Origin of the sequence: Streptomyces racemochromogenes (genome assembly GCF_044129415.1) — a bacterium.
GTDB classification, from domain to species: domain Bacteria; phylum Actinomycetota; class Actinomycetes; order Streptomycetales; family Streptomycetaceae; genus Streptomyces; species Streptomyces racemochromogenes_A.
Map to the genome: position 1 here is coordinate 75,270 of NZ_JBBDHD010000019.1, position 16,027 is coordinate 91,296.

The following is a 16,027-nucleotide window of genomic DNA, read 5'->3' on the forward strand; positions in this document are numbered from 1 at the left end:
GTCAAGGCCCCGTCAGGGGGCGTCGCCGACGCGGCCCGGCCGGGGATAGCTTCGATGGCGCGCCCCGGACCGCCTCCCCGCTGCCCGGGGCCCGTCAGCCCGTCATCCGTGGTTCCCCTGGGAGGGCCCCATGTGTTTGTTCCAGTACGACGACGACCCCGAGCCCGAGGAACGCGTCCCGGCCGGACCCCTGTACGTCCCGGTCCGGCCGGGTGCCGGGGAGGTGGCGGTGCGGCTGTTCCGCACCCCGCTGGGCGCTCGCACCGCCGTCGGTTTCACCCGTGCGGAACGGCTCGCCGCCACCCTGGGGGCGGGCCACCCCTGGATCCGGCTCTCCGAGTCGGCGCTGCGCGCGCTGGCCGGGCCGCTGGGGGTGGCGGTGCTGACCGTCGACCCGACCCTGACCGCTCCGGCGGCCGCCCCGGCCGGGGCGCCGGCCGCCGCGCCGGGTGCGGCTCCGGACTCCGGCGCGCGGGTGGCCGGGGTCTCCGCCGAGACCGTCTGAAGGGCCGGGAGCGTCATGACCGTCGAAGTGTTCCCCGAGGCGGCGGCCGCCGCCGACGACCTCCGCGTGTGGCCGGCGTCCACGGCCCGGCTCCCGAACGGCGGCCTGGCCGTCGGAGGGGTGTCGCTGGCGGAGGTCGCCCAGCGGTTCGACACCCCCGTCTACGTCCTGGACGAGGGCGAGGTGCGGGGCCGCTGCCGCACCTACCGGGCCGCCTTCCCCGAGGCCGACGTGCTCTACGCCGCCAAGGCGTTCCTCTCCCGCGCGATGGCCCGATGGGTCCGGGAGGAGGGGCTGGGCCTGGACGTGTGCTCGGCCGGGGAGCTGGAGCTGGCCGTCACCTCGGGGTTCCCGCCCGAGCGCGTCGTGCTGCACGGCAACGCCAAGTCGCCGCGGGACATCGCCTCCGCGGCGCGGCTCGGGGTGGGCCGGATCGTCATCGACAGCCCCTCCGAGATCGCCCGTATCGCGGCGGCCGTGGGGCCGGGCGGGCACCAGCGGGTGCTGGTGCGGGTGGTGCCCGGTGTCGAGGCGGGCGGGCACGAGAAGGTCCGTACCGGTACGGAGGGGCAGAAGTTCGGGCTGTCCGCCACCGACGGCAGCGCCCAGCGGGCCGTCGCCCGGGTCCTGGGCCAGCCGCAGCTCGAACTCACCGGCCTGCACTGCCACATCGGCTCGCAGATCACCGGGGTGGACGCCTATCTCGCGGCGCTGGGCCGCATGGTGGAGCTGATGGCGGCCGTGCGCGACGCGCACGGGGTCGCGTTGCCCGAGCTGGACCTGGGCGGCGGCCACGGCATCGCCTACCGGCCCGGCGAACCGGCCCTGGACCTCACCTCGCTGGCGCGGGAGCTGCGCACCGCTCTGGCGGACCGCTGCGCGGCGGCCGGGCTGCCGGTGCCCCGGCTGGCCGTGGAGCCGGGGCGGGCGATCGTGGGGCCCGCGGGGGTGGCCGTATACCGGGTGCTCGCCGTCAAGCACTCCGGCGGGAAGGTGTTCGTGGCCGTGGACGGCGGGATGAGCGACAACCCGCGGCCCGCCCTGTACGGGGTCCGTTACGCGCCCCGGCTGATCGGCCGGCGGTCCCCGGCGGCCTCCCGTACGGCCACGGTCGTCGGCCGGCACTGCGAGGCGGGCGACGTCCTGGCCGTCGACGCCGAGCTGCCGGAGGACGTCCGCCCGGGCGACCTGCTGGCCGTCCCCGTGGCCGGCGCCTACCAGCTGTCCATGGCCTCCGGCTACAACATGGTGGGCCGGCCGCCGGTGGTCGCGGTGCACGGGGGCACGGCACGGGTGCTGGTGCGGCGGGAGACGCTGGAGGACTTCCGGGGCCGGGACATCGGCGCCTGACCGGGGCCGGCGGCACGTGAGCCGTCCGGTTCCGGTATCCCCACACCGGAACCGGACGGCTCTTGTGATGTGCGACGGGTGACATGGCGCTCGGTCGCTCGATCCGGGCCCCCCACGGGCCGGACACCGCGTCCTCGGACGGGGTTCGCTCCCCCGCCGTCGGCCGTGCGCCGCGGAACTGCCATTCCGCTCCGCCGCCCCTCCAGTCTGCTGCCGCCCCGGACGCCCCCAGGACCCCCTTGACGTGTTCCTTCCGTTCGTTCACCGATCCTTGACGCGCCCTTGATCTCCCTCGGGCCCGGATGGGGCAGGGGCGCGGCGGACAGCGAAGCGGAAAGAGTCCATCCACTTCTCGCGGATCCCGATTGTGCGGTGCGCGGCACGGGGCCGCTCCTCCGCATCCTCGTCAAGGACTCTTTCCGCACTTCCATGGAACCACCCCGGATCGGGCCCCGCCACGGCTGCCCGGGGCCGCTCCCGGGGCCCGTCAGCGGCGGACCCTGGGCATGCCCAGGCCGATCCAGGAGATGATCTCGCGCTGGATCTCGTTGTTGCCGCCGCCGAAGGTGAAGATGACGGCGCTGCGGTAGCCGCGTTCGAGTTCGCCGTGGAGGACCGCGCCGGCCGAGCCGTCCTTGAGGGCCCCCGCCGCGCCGACCACCTCCATCAGCCAGGCGTACGCGTCCCGGCGCGCCTCGGAGCCGTAGACCTTGACGGCCGAGGCGTCCTGGGGGGTGAGGGTGCCGGACTGGACGGCGTTGACCATCTGCCAGTTGAGGAGCTTCATCGCGTCCAGCCGGGCGTGGGTGCGGGCCAGGCGGCCGCGCACCCAGGACAGGTCGATGACGCGGCGGCCGTCGGCGAGCTTGGTGGCGGCGGCCCAGCGCTGGACGTCGTGGAGGGCGCGGACGGCCATCGTCCCGTGGGCGGCGAGGGTGACGCGCTCGTGGTTGAGCTGGTTGGTGATCAGGCGCCAGCCCTTGTTCTCCCGGCCGACGCGGCGGCTCGCGGGCACCCGGATGTCCTCGTAGTGGCTGGCGGTGGTGTCGTGCGAGGCGAGGGTGTTGATGAGGGTGCAGGAATAGCCGGGGTCCGAGGTCGGGACCAGGAGCATCGTGATGCCCTTGTGCGCGGGGGCGTCCGGGTCGGTGCGGACGGCGAGCCAGACCCAGTCGGCGGTGTCGCCGTTGGTGGTCCAGATCTTCTGGCCGTTCACGACGTAGGTGCCGGTGTCCTCGTCGCCCTCGCGGACGGCCCTGCACTTGAGGGCGGCGAGGTCGGTTCCGGCGTCCGGTTCGCTGTAGCCGATGGCGAAGTCGATCTCGCCGGAGAGGATCCTCGGGAGGAAGTACGCCTTCTGCTCGTCGGTGCCGAACTGCATCAGGGTCGGGCCGACCGTGTTGAGCGCCATCAGCGGCAGCGGGACGACGGCCTGCGCGGCCTCGTCGAAGAAGATGAACTGGTCCATGGCGGACATGCCGCGCCCGCCGTACTCCTCGGGCCAGCCGACGCCGAGCCAGCCGTCCGAGCCGAGGCGGCGGATGGTCTCGCGGTAGAAGCGCTTCTGCGCGGCCGGGTCCCGGTAGCGGGCGTGAACGTCCTGCGGGACGAGCTCGGCGAAGTAGGCACGCAGCTCGGCGCGCAACTGCTGCTGCTCGGGCGTGTATTCGAGGTGCACGGCCCCTCCGGGATCCTCGCGGTCCAGCCGGTCGCTGGGACGGCGGCGGTCAGATTAGAACCCGTTACAGGAATAGGGAAGGGGCGGGGCGTGGGGCCGGAGCCGCGGTGGGCTGCGCGCCGGTCCAGCGGACGGCGGGGTCTCGCGGGAGCGGGAGCGGGGCGCGGGGCGCACCCACGCGCCGACGCCCGGCCGGAGCCGGGCGTCGGAGGGGCGTGGGGGTGCGGAGGGTCAGTTCAGGGCGGCGATCATGGCCGCGGCCGTCGCCGCCATCGCCGTGCGGGCGGCGGTGAGGTAGGGGCGCGGGTCGGCCCCGGTGAGGTGGGTGCGGATGGCCTCGGTCATGGCCACGTTGAGCGCGGTGCCGATGTTGACCTTGCGGATGCCGCCGGCGACCGCCGCCGCGAGCTCCCCGTCCGGCAGTCCGGAGGAGCCGTGCAGCACCAGCGGCACGTCCACCGCCTTGGCCAGCCGCGCCAGCAGGGCGTGGTCCAGGGAGGCGGTCCGGCTGGTCATGGCGTGGGTGCTGCCGACGGCCACGGCCAGGGCGTCCACCCCGGAGTCGGCGACGAACCGCCGCGCCTCGTCCGGATCGGTACGGGCGCCCGGGGCGTGCGGGTCCGGTGGCGCCTCGCCGTTCTTCCCGCCGACCTCGCCCAGCTCGGCCTCGATCCACAGGCCGTTCGCGTGGGCCCAGTCGGCGGCGGACCGGGTGGCCTCCAGGTTCTCGGCGTAGGGCAGGTGCGCGGCGTCGTACATCACGGAGCCGAACCCGGCGTCGGCGGCCTTCCGCAGGAGGTCGACGCTCTTGACGTGGTCGAGGTGCAGCCCGACGGGCACCCGGGCGGCCTCGGCGCAGGCGGCCGCGGCCCGGGTGATGGGCAGCAGGGCTCCGCCACGGAACCTCACCGCGTTCTCGCTGAGTTGGAGGATGACCGGCAGGCCCGCCCGCTCGGCCCCCTCGACCACGGCTTCGGCGTGCTCCAGGGTGATGACGTTGAAGGCGGCGACGGCGCGCCCGGCGGCGGCCGCCTCCGCGACGAGGTCCCCGGCGGCGGCGAGGCTCATCGGACCGCCCCCTCGCCGGTGGTCAGGATCACCGACCGGGTCAGGTTGCGGGGTGCGTCCGGGTCCAGCTGCCGCACGGCGGCGACCGCCACGGCCAGCCGGTGCACCCGGACCAGTTCGGCGAGCGGGTCGAGCGTGCCGTCCACCCATTCCGCGCCCGTGGACAGGACCTGTTCGGCGATGCCGTCGGGGGTGGCGCCCAGCGACCAGGTCACCGAGCCGGGGCCGGTGACGCTGACCGGGCCGTGCCGGTACTCCATCGCCGGGTAGGCCTCCGCCCAGGACAGCGAGGCCTCGCGCATCTTCAGCGCGGCCTCGTGGGCCAGGCCCACGCTCCAGCCCCGCCCGAGGAAGGTGAACTGGCCCCGGGCCTCCAGTCCGGCGGGCAGGGGCGCCGCCAGTGCGACGCGCCCGTCGGCGACCACCTCCGGGGTGTGCGCGCCGACGTGGGCCCGCAGGAGGGTGAGGGCGGTGGTGGCGAAGCGGGTCTGCACGACGGACCGCTCGTCGGCGAAGTCGAGCACCACCAGATCGTCGGCGAGGGTGGCGACGGGGGTGTCCGGGTCCCCGACGACGGCGGTGGCCGGGATCCCGGCCTCCCGCAGCCCGGCCAGCAGGTCGAGCACCTCGGTGGTGGTCCCGGACCGGGTCAGGGCCACCACCCGGTCGTAGCGGCGGTGGCGGGGGAACTCCGAGGCGGGGAAGGCGTCCGTCTCCCCCTGTCCCGCCTCCTCGCGCAGGGCGGCGGCGGCCTGGGCCATGTAGTACGAGGTCCCGCACCCGACGACCGCGGTGCGCTCCCCCGGCCCCGGCAGCACCGCCCGGTGGGCCGGGGCCAGTTCGGCGGCCCGTTCCCAGCTCTCGGGCTGTGTGGCCAACTCGTACGCGACGTGACTCATGCGGGCTCCCTGCGCGTTGGATGCGTCATCCTGGCGGTTCCTGCGTGTGGTTCTGCGTGGCGCTGCTGCGTGTTCCTGCAAGGTAGCGGGCCGTTTCGCGCAACTTCAAGCAGCCACAGGGTGTTGGCCTCGGCTAATCTCAACGACGGGGCCGGGAAAGGGATCCGGGGACGACACGGGAGGGGCGCCATGACCCGCACGGAACGCTGGCAGAGACTGCTGGACCTGCTGGTGGAGCGGGACGGGCTGGAGGTGGAGCCGGCGGCCGAGGCGCTCGGCGTGTCCGCCGCCACCATCCGGCGCGACCTCGACCAGCTGGCCGAGCAGCAGCTGCTGGTGCGCACGCGCGGCGGGGCGGTGCCGCACGGGGTCTCGTACGAACTCCCCCTGCGCTACCGGACCTCGCGGCGGGCCGCCGAGAAGCGCCGGATCAGCGAGGCCGTCGCGGCGCTGATCGCGCCGGGCGAGGTGGTCGGCCTGACGGGCGGCACCACCACGACGGAGGTGGCCCGCGCCCTGGCGGCCCGCCCGGACCTGGCGGGCGGCTCCCCCGCGCTGACGGTGGTCACCAACGCCCTGAACATCGCGGGCGAACTGGTGATCCGGCCCCAGTTCAAGATCGTCCTGACGGGCGGGGTGGCCCGCCCCCAGTCCTACGAACTCACCGGTCCGCTGGCGCAGCAGACGCTCGGTCAGCTGACGGTGGACACCGCGGTCGTCGGCGTCGACGCCTTCGACCCGGCGGACGGGGCGGCCACCCGCCACGAGGACGAGGCGGCCGTCAACGCCCTGCTCTGCGAGCGGGCCCGCCGCCTGGTCGTCGCTGCGGACTCCTCGAAGCTGGGCGTCCGCGCCTTCGCCCGGATCTGCGCCGCCTCCGCCGTGGACGTCCTGGTGACCGACACGGCCCTGACGGAAGCCGCCGCCCGGCCCTTCCGGGACGCGGGCGTGGACGTCGTACGGGTCTGACGGGCCCGGCGGCCTACCGGGCGCCCGGACGGCACGGGCGGCGCCGGTCAGTGGGCCGGGACGCGCTCCCCTTCCCGGGACAGGGCCGACAGGACCGGGGCGATCAGGGGATGGGACTCCGCGCCGCGGCGGGTGGCGGCGAAGACGCGGCGGGTGGCGGCCGGGCCCGTGACCGGGCGGACGCGGACCTCCTTGAGGTCCATGCCCCGCAGGGCCGAGCGCGGGACGAGGGCCACCCCTGCGCCCGCGCCGACCAGGGCGGTGACCGCGCGGAAGTCGTCGGAGGAGTGCACGAACCGGGGCTGGAAGCCCGCCAGTTCGCAGGCCAGCAGGGTCACGTCGTGGCAGGGGTTGCCCGGGTACTGGCCCACCCACTCGGCGTCGGAGAGGTCCGCCAGGGACACGGCCGGGAGATCGGCGAGGGGGTGTCCCGCCGGCAGCACCGCGTCGAAGGGCTCCGCGTACAGCGGGATCACCGACAGGCGGCCGTCGTCGGCGCCCGGTGCGCCCCGGTACTCGACCGCCAGAGCCAGGTCCGCCTCCCCGTCGAGCAGCTGGAGCAGGCTCTGGTCGCCCTCGGCGTCCCGGACGCGGAGCCTGATGCCGGGACACTCGCGCGCGAGGCGGGCCAGGGCCGGGGCCAGCACCTCGGCGATGCCGGTCGCGAAGGCCGCCACGGTGACCTCGCCGGCCGCCCCGCCCGCGTAGGCGGCGAGTTCCGCCTCGGCCCGTTCCAGCTGGGCGAGCACCTCGTGGGCGTGGGCGAGGAGGATCTCCCCCGCCGCGGTGAGCCGTACCCCGCGGCCGCTGCGGTGGAGCAGGGTGTGGCCGGTCTCCTGTTCCAGCGCGGCGAGCTGCTGGGAGACGGCGGAGGGGGTGAGGTACAGGGCTGCGGCCGCGGCGGTCACCGTACGGTGGTCCGCCACGGCCCGCAGGATGCGCAGCCGGCGGGGGTCGATCACCCCTCCATGATGTCAGCCCTGAGCAGCGGAAAGCGCCGCACGGGCGTCCACGAAAGCGGCCACCGCGCGCTCCACGTCGGCCGTCGAGTGGGCCGCGGAGAGCTGGACGCGGATGCGGGCCTGGCCCATCGGCACGACGGGGTACGAGAAGCCGATCACGTACACGCCGCGCTCCAGGAGCAGCTCCGCCATCCGGCCCGCCTCGGCGGCGTCGCCGATCATGACGGGGGCGATGGCGTGGTCGCCGGGCAGGATCTCGAAGCCGGCCTCGGTCATCTTCGTGCGGAACAGCTTCGTGTTGGCCGCGAGGCGGTCGCGCAGGTCGCCGGCGGACTCCAGCAGGTCGAGGACCTTGAGGGAGGCGGCGGCGATGACCGGGGCGAGGGAGTTGGAGAAGAGGTACGGGCGCGAGCGCTGGCGCAGCAGCTCGACGATCTCGGCGCGGGCGGCGACGTAGCCGCCGGAGGCGCCGCCGAGGGCCTTGCCGAGGGTGCCGGTGATGATGTCGATCCGGTCCATCACGCCGTGCAGCTCGGGGGTGCCGCGGCCGCCGGGGCCGACGAAGCCGACGGCGTGCGAGTCGTCGACCATGACCATGGCGTCGTAGCGCTCGGCGAGGTCGCAGATCTCGCCGAGCGGGGCGACGTAGCCGTCCATGGAGAAGACGCCGTCGGTGACGATGAGCTTGCGGCGGGCGCCGCCCTCGGTGGCGGTCTTCAGCTGGGCTTCCAGGTCCGCCATGTCGCGGTTGGCGTAGCGGAAGCGGCGGGCCTTGGAGAGGCGGATGCCGTCGATGATGGAGGCGTGGTTGAGGGCGTCGGAGATCACCGCGTCCTCGGCGCCGAGGAGGGTCTCGAAGACGCCGCCGTTGGCGTCGAAGCAGGAGGAGTAGAGGATCGTGTCCTCCTGGCCGAGGAAGGCCGACAGGCGGGCCTCCAGCTCCTTGTGGACCTCCTGGGTGCCGCAGATGAAGCGGACCGAGGCCATGCCGTAGCCCCAGCGGTCGAGGGCGCCCTTGGCGGCGGCGACGACCTCGGGGTGGTCGGCGAGGCCGAGGTAGTTGTTGGCGCAGAAGTTGAGGACCTCGCCGGGGGCGCCGCCCGCGGTGACCGCGACGGCGGCGCTCTGCGGGGTGCCGATGACGCGCTCGGGCTTGTGCAGGCCGGCGGCGCGGATCTCGGCGAGGGTGGCGCGGAGGTCCTCGCGGACGGACTCGAACATGGTCGGTTCTCCTTGTGCGGTATGCCGTCCGGCGGACGGTAGGAGGGGGGCCGGGCCCCGCGGAGGGGGGAGGGCGTGCGGGGCCCGGCCCGGGGGAGATGGTCGTGTGGCTGCCCGCTCCGCGCCGCCGCGACACGCGGACGGACGGGCGGACGGCGGGGCGGCGGGGGTGCCGCGCCCGGGTCGGCCGCGGGGCCGAACCGGACGGCCGGCCTCGCGGGCCCGCTCGGCGGGCGCGGGCTCGGGCCGCGCGGAGCGGTTCCCCGCCGCCGGAGGCTACTTCGTCCAGTCGAGGATGATCTTGCCGCTGCGGGCGGTGGAGGCCTCGTCGAAGGCGGCCTGGAAGTCGGTGTGGGAGTAGCGGCCGGTGATCACCGGGGTCAGGTCGAGCCCGCCCTCCAGCAGCACGGTCATCGCGTACCAGGTCTCGAACATCTCGCGGCCGTAGATGCCCTTGATGGTGATCATCGAGGTGACGACCTTGGCCCAGTCGACCGGGAACTCCTGCGCCGGCAGGCCCAGCATCGCGATCCTGCCGCCGTGCGTCATGTTGTCGATCATGTCGCGCATCGCCTCGGCGCGGCCGGACATCTCCAGGCCGACGTCGAAGCCCTCGCGCAGGCCCAGGCGGGTCTGCGCGTCGGCGATGGAGGACTCGGAGACGTTCACGGCGAGCGTGGCGCCCGCCTTGCGGGCGATCTCCAGGCGCTCGGGGCTGACGTCGGTGATGACCACGTTGCGCGCGCCGGCGTGCTTGGCGACGGCGGCCGCCATGATGCCGATCGGGCCGGCGCCGGTGATCAGCACGTCCTCGCCGACCAGGGGGAAGGACAGGGCGGTGTGCACGGCGTTGCCGAAGGGGTCGAAGATGGCCGCCACGTCCAGGTCGACCTGGGTGCGGTGCACCCAGACGTTCTGCGCCGGCAGGACCACGTACTCGGCGAAGGCCCCGTCGCGTCCGACGCCGAGCCCGATGGTGGAGCGGCACAGGTGGCGACGGCCGGCCAGGCAGTTGCGGCACTTGCCGCACACCAGGTGGCCCTCGCCGCTGACCAGGGCCCCGACCTCGATGTCGCGGACGTCGGCGCCGAGCGCGGCGACCTCGCCGACGAACTCGTGCCCGAGGACGAGCGGGGTCTTGACGGCGCCCTGGGCCCAGCCGTCCCAGGCGCGGATGTGCAGGTCGGTCCCGCAGATACCGGTGCGCAGCACCTTGATCAGCACGTCACCGGGGCCGTACTCGGGCTCGGGGACGTCCATGAGCCACAGCCCGGGTTCGGCTTTGTGCTTGACGAGTGCCTTCATGGGGGTGGCTCCAGGCGTGCGGAAGGTGGGGCCGCCGGGCCCGCTGGTGCGCGAGCGGCGTGGTGACGGGCACCAATCTGCCGATCGGTGCGGTGATCAGTCCATCGAGACTTTCTTAAGCGGGTCGACAGCGCAGCTTCACGCCTATGCTCCTCCCTGGAACGGGGTAGGGCCCGGGCCAAGATCGCCGCGGCGGTCCGGGGCCGGGGTGAAAGGGGAGGTGAGGGGCGTGCCGAGTCTGCGCAGCAGGGCTTTGTCGGCCGCACTGGTCGCGACGGGCCGCCGAAGACGGTTCGCCACCGCCGAGGCGGTCCGGGCGATGGTGGCGCAGGCGGCCCGCAGGCCCGCCTCGCACCTGCCGCCGCGTTCCCTGGGGCGGGTCGCGGAGGTGTCGCGGACCTTCGTCGGAGCCTGGCCCGTGTACGACGTCTCCCCGCTCGGGGAGGAGCCCGTGGCACGCGTGCTGTACGTGCACGGCGGCGCGTTCATCGACGAGCTGGTGCGGCCGCACTGGTCGCTGATCCGGACCCTGGTCACGCGGGCCCGCGCCCGGGTGGTGGTGCCGGCGTACGTGCTGGCCCCCCGCGGGACGGCCGACCGGACGGTGCCGGTGGCCGCGGACCTGCTGAGCGGCCTGATCGAGAGCGGCGGTGCGGGCGGGACGGTGCTGCTCGGGGACTCCGCCGGGGCCGGGATGGCACTGGCCGCGGCGCAGCGGCTGCGGGAGCGGACCGGGGCGCAGCCGTCGCGGATCGTGCTGATCTCGCCCTGGCTGGACGTGAGCATGAGCCACCCCGGCCAGGCGGAGATCGAGGCGGCCGACCCGGTGCTGGCCCGGGCGGGGCTCGCGGAGGCGGGCCGGCTGTACGCGGGAACGCTGACGGCGGACGATCCGCGGGTGAGCCCGCTGCACGGGTCGTTCGCGGGTCTGGCGCCGCTGACGGTGTTCACCGGGACGCGGGACGTCCTGACCACGGACAGCCGGGAGCTGCTGCGCCGGGCGCGGGCGGCCGGGGCGGAGGTGGAGTGGCACGAGGAGCCGGGCATGCCGCACGGGTACCCGCTGCTGCCGGTCCCGGAGGGGCGGGCGGCCCGGGACCGGATCGTGGAGCTGGTCCGGGCGACGGCCGACGAGGGGTGAGCCCGGGCCCGGGGTCACGCCCGGCCGCCTACGCCGTGCAGGTCATCAGGGAGCTGACGGGCGCGGCGCGGTAGGCGCTCCAGTACGCCTCGTCGCGCGTCCCCTCGGCGGGCGGGGTGCGGCTGGGCTGCCAGGCGACGGTGGAGAAGCCGGCGTCGACGGCGGCCTCGGCGAAGTCGGCGTGCGCCCATTCCCGGTACTCGAAGTGGACCGGGGGCTCGGTCAGGAACTGGGCCTTGAGCAGCGGCGCGTCGCCGTCCGGCACCCGGTCGAGGATGCGCATGCCGTACGGGGACCAGTCGACGTGCGGGTAGGCGCCGGGGTTGCGGACGAGGGAGAGCAGCCTGCCGCCGGGGCGCATGTTGGCACGGATGCCGCGGAACATGGCGTGGAGGGCGGCGCGGTCGGGGGCGTGGCTGAACAGGTAGACGGCGGTGACCAGGTCGAAGGGGCCGAGCCGGGGCATGTCGGCGGCGTCCGCGACGACGTACTCGACGGCCGCGGCCCGCCCGTCCCGGCCACCGCTCTGCCGCTCGCGGGCCCGGCGGACGCGGTCGGGGCAGCTGTCGACGCCGACGGTGCGCCGGGCGCCGCCGCGTGCGAGCAGCCCGGCGGTGCCGCCGTGTCCGCAGGCCACGTCGAGGGTGTCGAGGTCGCGGACCCCGCCGAGGGCGTCGAGCGCGGTGCGCAGGGTGTAGGCGTCGGCCGCGGTGAAGGCGGCCCGGGGCGCGGGGTGGCCGGAGGTGTCGTCGTGCATGCCGCATGTCTCCCCGGCGGCTGCGCGGGGGACGGCCGGCGGGGCGGTGCGTCCCCCGTACGAGGGAGGCGTTCGGGTCAGTGCCCGCGGGCTACGGGTCCGGGCGGGGCCCGCCGTCCTCGTGGGCGGTCGGCGATCGGAGACCCGGGGCGCCTCGAAGGTGACCGGGCCGAGGGCCGCCGCGCGCGGTGGCGGGGGTGCTGCCGGCCGCCTGCGCGAGGGTGGTGTCCGGCTTCCGCGGGCGGGGGGACGCCGGAGTGCAGGGGCCGGGGGCCAGGGAGCATCCTGACGGTATGACGGCGAGACCGGGCGGCGGCGGCCCGGCGTCCGATGCCACGGGCCGGGTGCTCGCGCGGGCGACGGTGGCCGCCGTGCGGGCGCTCGGCGGCCGGGCGGGAGGGGTGTACCTGCGCTCGGGGACCGAGGGGCTGCTGCGGATGGCGGCGGTGACGGGGCTTCCGGCTGCCCTGTTCCGGCCCTGGTGGCGGATCCAGGTGAACCGCCCGTACCCGGTGGCGGAGGCCTTCCGGACGGGCCAGGCCGTGCACCTGCCGGACGGGGAGACCGCCGTGCGGCGCTTCCCGCAGCTGATGGCGGGGCTGCCGTACCCGTTCGGCTCGCTGTACGAGCCGGTGGGCGCGGGGGCGCAGCGGTTCGGGGTGCTGCTGGTGGTGCGTCCGGCGACGCCGGGGGTGCCCGTGGGCGCCGACGACCGCGGGCGGATGCGGGAGGCGGCCGACGGGCTGGCGCGGGAGCTGGCCGGGCTGGCGGCCGCCGGGGATCCGGTGCGCTGGGACGCGGATCCGCTGGGCGTTCCGTGGCCGGTGCCGGCGGGGGGCGCCGGGGAGGCCGTGGACCGGCTGCCGCAGGGGGTGCTGTCCGTGGACCGGCAGGGGGTCGTCGGCTTCGCCAACGCGGCCGCCGGGGAGCTGACCGGGGTGCCCGCGGCGCGGCTGGAGGGGCGCGGGCTGTGGGAGTCGCTGCCGTGGCTGGGGCACTCCGCGTACGAGGACCACTTCCGGGCGGCGTTCCTGTCCGGGGAGCCCGTGTTCTTCGACGTCCGGCGCGGGGCGGACGTCGAGCACCGGGCGCTGGCGGTGGGCCTGTACGCGGCGCCGGCGGGGCTGACGGTGACCCTGGAGGCGGCCGAGCGGCCGGCCGGGGACGGGGTGGCATCGCCGGCCGGCCGGGCCTCGGCACCGTACCGGCCGGTGGCGCTGGCGATCGCGCTGACCGAGGCGATGACGGCCCGCCAGGTGTCGGCGGTGGTCACCGAGGAGCTGCTGCCCGCGTTCGGGGGCCGGCAGCTGGCGATCTACCTGCTGGACGAGCGGCACCTGCACCTCGCCTGGGAGACCGGTTTTCCGCAGGGGTTCCTGGACCGGTTCGACGGGGTCTCCCTGGACGTGCGGCTGCCCGGGGTGGAGACGCTGACCTCGGGTCGGCCGCTGTTCTTCGAGTCGATGCAGCATCTGGCGTCGGCCTATCCGGGGATCCCGCTCGACGCCGACGTGGGCGCCCGCGCCTTCCTCCCGCTGATCGCCTCCGGCCGCCCGGTGGGCTCGTGCATCCTCGGTTTCGACGCGCCGCGCGGGTTCAGCCAGGAGGAGCGTACGGTCCTCACCGCGCTGGCCGGGCTGATCGCGCAGGCGCTGGCCCGGGCGCGGCGCTACGAGAGCGAGGCGGCGCTGGCCCGGGGGCTCCAGGCGGCGCTGCTGCCGCACCGGCTGCCGGTGACGGGGCGGGTGGCCACGGTGGGCCGGTACCTGCCCGGTTCGGCGGGGATGGACGTGGGCGGGGACTGGTACGACGTCATCGAGACGGCCTCGGGCCGGCTGGCGCTGGTGATCGGGGACGTGCAGGGGCACGGGGTGGCGGCCGCCGCGACCATGGGCCAGCTGCGCAGCGCGGTGCGGGCGTTCGCGATCGGCGGGAACACCCCGGCGCAGGTGGTGCAGGGCACCAACCGGCTGCTGATCGACCTCGACCCGGGGCAGTTCGCCAGCTGCTGCTACGTCCTGCTGGACCCGGCGTCGGGCCGCGCCACGGCCGCCCGGGCCGGGCATCCCCAGCCGCTGCTGCGCCGGGCGGACGGCCGCGCCGAGGTGCTCGACCTGGCGGGCGGCGTGGTCCTCGGGGTGGACCCGGGGGCCACCTATCCGGAAACGGAACTGGTACTGGAGCCGGGGGCGGTGCTGGCCCTGTACACCGACGGGCTGGTGGAGGTGCCGGGAGCGGACATCGACGAGGGCGTCGAGCGGCTGCGGTCCGCCCTGGCGCAGGCCAGCCCGGCCCCGCTGACGGAGGCCGCGGACCGGCTGGTGGCCGAGACGGGCGGCCAGGCCGACCGCCCGGACGATATCGCCCTGCTCCTGGCGTCCCGAAGCTGACGTCGAGCAAAGCGGAAGGAAATTCATACGGATCTCCGTGCGGTTCCCGCACCCCGCACGGGCCGTTGTTTACGCGGCCTTAACGCTGTGACGGCGTGTCGGGCTTGCGCAGGACGATGGAATCCGCACATGGACAGCTCTTGACCTGCGGATGTCGTCGAGTTTCCATATCGGCCCGGGAGCCACACCAAAGGAAGTACCCACCACCGCCTCGGAGGCGATACCGCTCCCGCACCCCCTTTTTCTTCGCATCTGCCGATCGGAATTCCGCACCGATGACTGAAACGATCAGCGCTCCCCAGGCGCTCGCCCCCGCCACGGGGCCCGTCCCCCAGAAGCTCAAGCGCTCCATCGGCGTCGTCGGCGGGACGCTGCTCACGCTGTCGTGCGTGACGCCCGCCTCGACCCTGTTCGTCGTCGTGCCCGATCTCTTCTCCAGCCTCGGCACCTGGACCGCGCTCACCATCGCGATCGGCTCGCTGCTCTGTATCGGCGTGGCGTTCTGCTACTCGGAGCTCGGGACCCTGATCCCCAGCGCGGGCGGCGAGTACGCCATGGTCTCCACCCTCGCGGGCCGGCTCGCGGGCTGGCTGGTGTTCGTCCTGTCCCTGCTCGTGGTGATGATCGTGCCCCCGGTGATCGCCATGGGCACGGCCGACTACCTCGCCCCCGTGGTGCACATACCGGCCCCGGTCGCCGGCGGCGCGGTGATGCTGCTCGCGACCCTCGCCGGTCTGCTCGACCTGCGGGCCAACGCCTGGATCACGGGCATCTTCCTGGTCCTGGAGGTCGTCGCGGCCGCGCTGGTGGCCGTACTCGGCTTCGCCCACAGCGAGCGGGGCGCCGACGCCCTGGTGCACGGCACGGTGGCCGCCGAGGGCGGCGGCAGCTCCACGGTGACGGCGATGATGGTCGTCTCGGGTCTGGCGATCGCGCTGTTCATCACCCAGGGCTTCTCGACGGCCGTGTACCTGTCGGAGGAGCTGGAGAAGCCGCGCCGCAACGTCCCGCGGACCGTGCTGGCGACGCTCGCCATCTCCACCGCCGTCATCCTGGTCCCCGTGGTCGCGATCACCGTGGGCGCCCCGGACCTGGACGCGCTGACCTCGGGCGACCTCGGCGCGATGGTCACCGCCTGGTCGAACTCGGCCGTCGGCACCTTCGTGAGCCTGTGCGTGGCCCTCGCGATCGTCAACGCCGGCATCGTCATGGTCATCCAGAACTCCCGGGTGCTCTTCGCCTCCGCCCGCGACAAGGCCTGGCCCGAGCCGGTCAACCGCGGCCTGTCCCGCCTCGGCCGCTTCGGCTCCCCGTGGGTGGCCACCCTGCTGGTCGGCCTGCCGGGCGCGGCGATGTGCTTCGTCAACCTGGACACCCTGTACGGGGTGACGGGCGTGTCGGTGACCGGCATGTACCTGCTGGTCGCGGTGGCCTCGCTGTTCAGCCGGCGCGGGGCGCACCGCGGGGCGGCCGCCTGGCGGATGCCGCTGTGGCCGGCCGTGCCGGTCGCGCTGATCGCCGTCCTGGCGTACATCCTGACCCAGCAGGAGACCGAGTACCTGCTGTGGACCGGCGGCATCACCGCGGTCGCGACCCTGTACTGGGCGCTGTACCTGCGGCCGCGCAAGGACACGCGCTGGCTGGTCAGCATCCCGGAGGACGCCGAGGAGCCCGCCGGGGCCTAGCGGTCCGCCGGGAACACGGTTCGGCAGACGGGCGGGGGGGGGGGGGGGGGGGGGGGCGGGGGGGGCCCCCCGGGGGGGGGCGGGGGGCGCGGGGGCG

General features: G+C 75.1%; 13 protein-coding genes. 6 read left to right on the forward strand and 7 right to left on the reverse strand.

Annotation, left to right across the window (positions count from 1 at the left end):
* The first annotated feature begins 130 nt into the window (after nucleotides 1–130).
* Both WDV06_RS10495 and lysA read left to right on the forward strand, forming a co-directional pair.
* Entirely contained in the window at nucleotides 131–505 is a 375-nt protein-coding gene (locus tag WDV06_RS10495) for an SAV_915 family protein (protein ID WP_395509372.1), read from the forward strand.
* A gap of 15 nt (nucleotides 506–520) precedes the next feature.
* Nucleotides 521–1,855, forward strand: coding sequence for a diaminopimelate decarboxylase (lysA, locus tag WDV06_RS10500; protein WP_395509373.1), 1,335 nt, complete (start codon nucleotides 521–523; stop codon nucleotides 1,853–1,855).
* A gap of 487 nt (nucleotides 1,856–2,342) precedes the next feature.
* Here lysA and WDV06_RS10505 read toward each other — a convergent pair whose 3' ends face one another.
* The 3 genes from WDV06_RS10505 to WDV06_RS10515 form a co-directional block, all read right to left on the reverse strand.
* Nucleotides 2,343–3,533, reverse strand: a complete 1,191-nt coding sequence (locus WDV06_RS10505) for an acyl-CoA dehydrogenase family protein (protein ID WP_395509374.1) — start codon at nucleotides 3,531–3,533, stop codon at nucleotides 2,343–2,345.
* Nucleotides 3,534–3,764: 231 nt separating this feature from the next.
* The gene (locus WDV06_RS10510) at nucleotides 3,765–4,601 is read right to left on the reverse strand and encodes a class II fructose-bisphosphate aldolase (protein WP_395509375.1); all 837 of its coding nucleotides are present in this window, start codon (nucleotides 4,599–4,601) and stop codon (nucleotides 3,765–3,767) included.
* Nucleotides 4,598–5,500 carry an SIS domain-containing protein gene (locus tag WDV06_RS10515; protein WP_395509376.1) on the reverse strand — a complete coding sequence of 301 codons (903 nt, stop codon included), beginning with the start codon at nucleotides 5,498–5,500 and terminating at the stop codon, nucleotides 4,598–4,600. The genes WDV06_RS10510 and WDV06_RS10515 overlap by 4 nt, the downstream gene beginning before the upstream one ends.
* 189 nt (nucleotides 5,501–5,689) lie before the next feature.
* Here WDV06_RS10515 and WDV06_RS10520 point away from each other — a divergent pair, with 189 nt between their 5' ends.
* Complete coding sequence (locus WDV06_RS10520) at nucleotides 5,690–6,469, forward strand: DeoR/GlpR family DNA-binding transcription regulator (RefSeq protein ID WP_395509377.1); 780 nt, start codon at nucleotides 5,690–5,692, stop codon at nucleotides 6,467–6,469.
* A gap of 47 nt (nucleotides 6,470–6,516) precedes the next feature.
* Here the strand turns inward: WDV06_RS10520 and WDV06_RS10525 are convergent, their stop codons facing one another.
* The 3 genes from WDV06_RS10525 to tdh all read right to left on the reverse strand — a co-directional run bounded on the left by WDV06_RS10525 (nucleotide 6,517) and on the right by tdh (nucleotide 9,957).
* A complete protein-coding gene (locus WDV06_RS10525) occupies nucleotides 6,517–7,431 on the reverse strand; it encodes a LysR family transcriptional regulator (RefSeq protein WP_395509378.1) in 915 nt (304 codons plus the stop codon).
* Nucleotides 7,432–7,443: 12 nt separating this feature from the next.
* Complete coding sequence (locus WDV06_RS10530) at nucleotides 7,444–8,652, reverse strand: glycine C-acetyltransferase (RefSeq protein WP_395509379.1); 1,209 nt, start codon at nucleotides 8,650–8,652, stop codon at nucleotides 7,444–7,446.
* A gap of 276 nt (nucleotides 8,653–8,928) precedes the next feature.
* Nucleotides 8,929–9,957, reverse strand: coding sequence for an L-threonine 3-dehydrogenase (gene tdh / locus WDV06_RS10535; RefSeq protein ID WP_395509380.1), 1,029 nt, complete (start codon nucleotides 9,955–9,957; stop codon nucleotides 8,929–8,931).
* A gap of 229 nt (nucleotides 9,958–10,186) precedes the next feature.
* On the opposite strand from tdh, the gene WDV06_RS10540 reads away from it, so the two are divergent.
* Entirely contained in the window at nucleotides 10,187–11,098 is a 912-nt protein-coding gene (locus WDV06_RS10540) for an alpha/beta hydrolase fold domain-containing protein (RefSeq protein WP_395509381.1), read from the forward strand.
* Nucleotides 11,099–11,126: 28 nt separating this feature from the next.
* On the opposite strand, the gene WDV06_RS10545 is transcribed toward WDV06_RS10540, so the two are convergent.
* Nucleotides 11,127–11,855, reverse strand: coding sequence for a class I SAM-dependent methyltransferase (locus WDV06_RS10545; RefSeq protein WP_395509382.1), 729 nt, complete (start codon nucleotides 11,853–11,855; stop codon nucleotides 11,127–11,129).
* Nucleotides 11,856–12,148: 293 nt separating this feature from the next.
* Here WDV06_RS10545 and WDV06_RS10550 point away from each other — a divergent pair, with 293 nt between their 5' ends.
* Both WDV06_RS10550 and WDV06_RS10555 read left to right on the forward strand, forming a co-directional pair.
* Entirely contained in the window at nucleotides 12,149–14,245 is a 2,097-nt protein-coding gene (locus WDV06_RS10550) for a SpoIIE family protein phosphatase (protein WP_395509383.1), read from the forward strand.
* Nucleotides 14,246–14,520: 275 nt separating this feature from the next.
* On the forward strand, nucleotides 14,521–15,930 hold the full coding sequence (locus WDV06_RS10555; RefSeq protein ID WP_395509384.1) for an APC family permease: 1,410 nt from the start codon (nucleotides 14,521–14,523) through the stop codon (nucleotides 15,928–15,930).
* The last annotated feature ends 97 nt before the right edge of the window (nucleotides 15,931–16,027 follow it).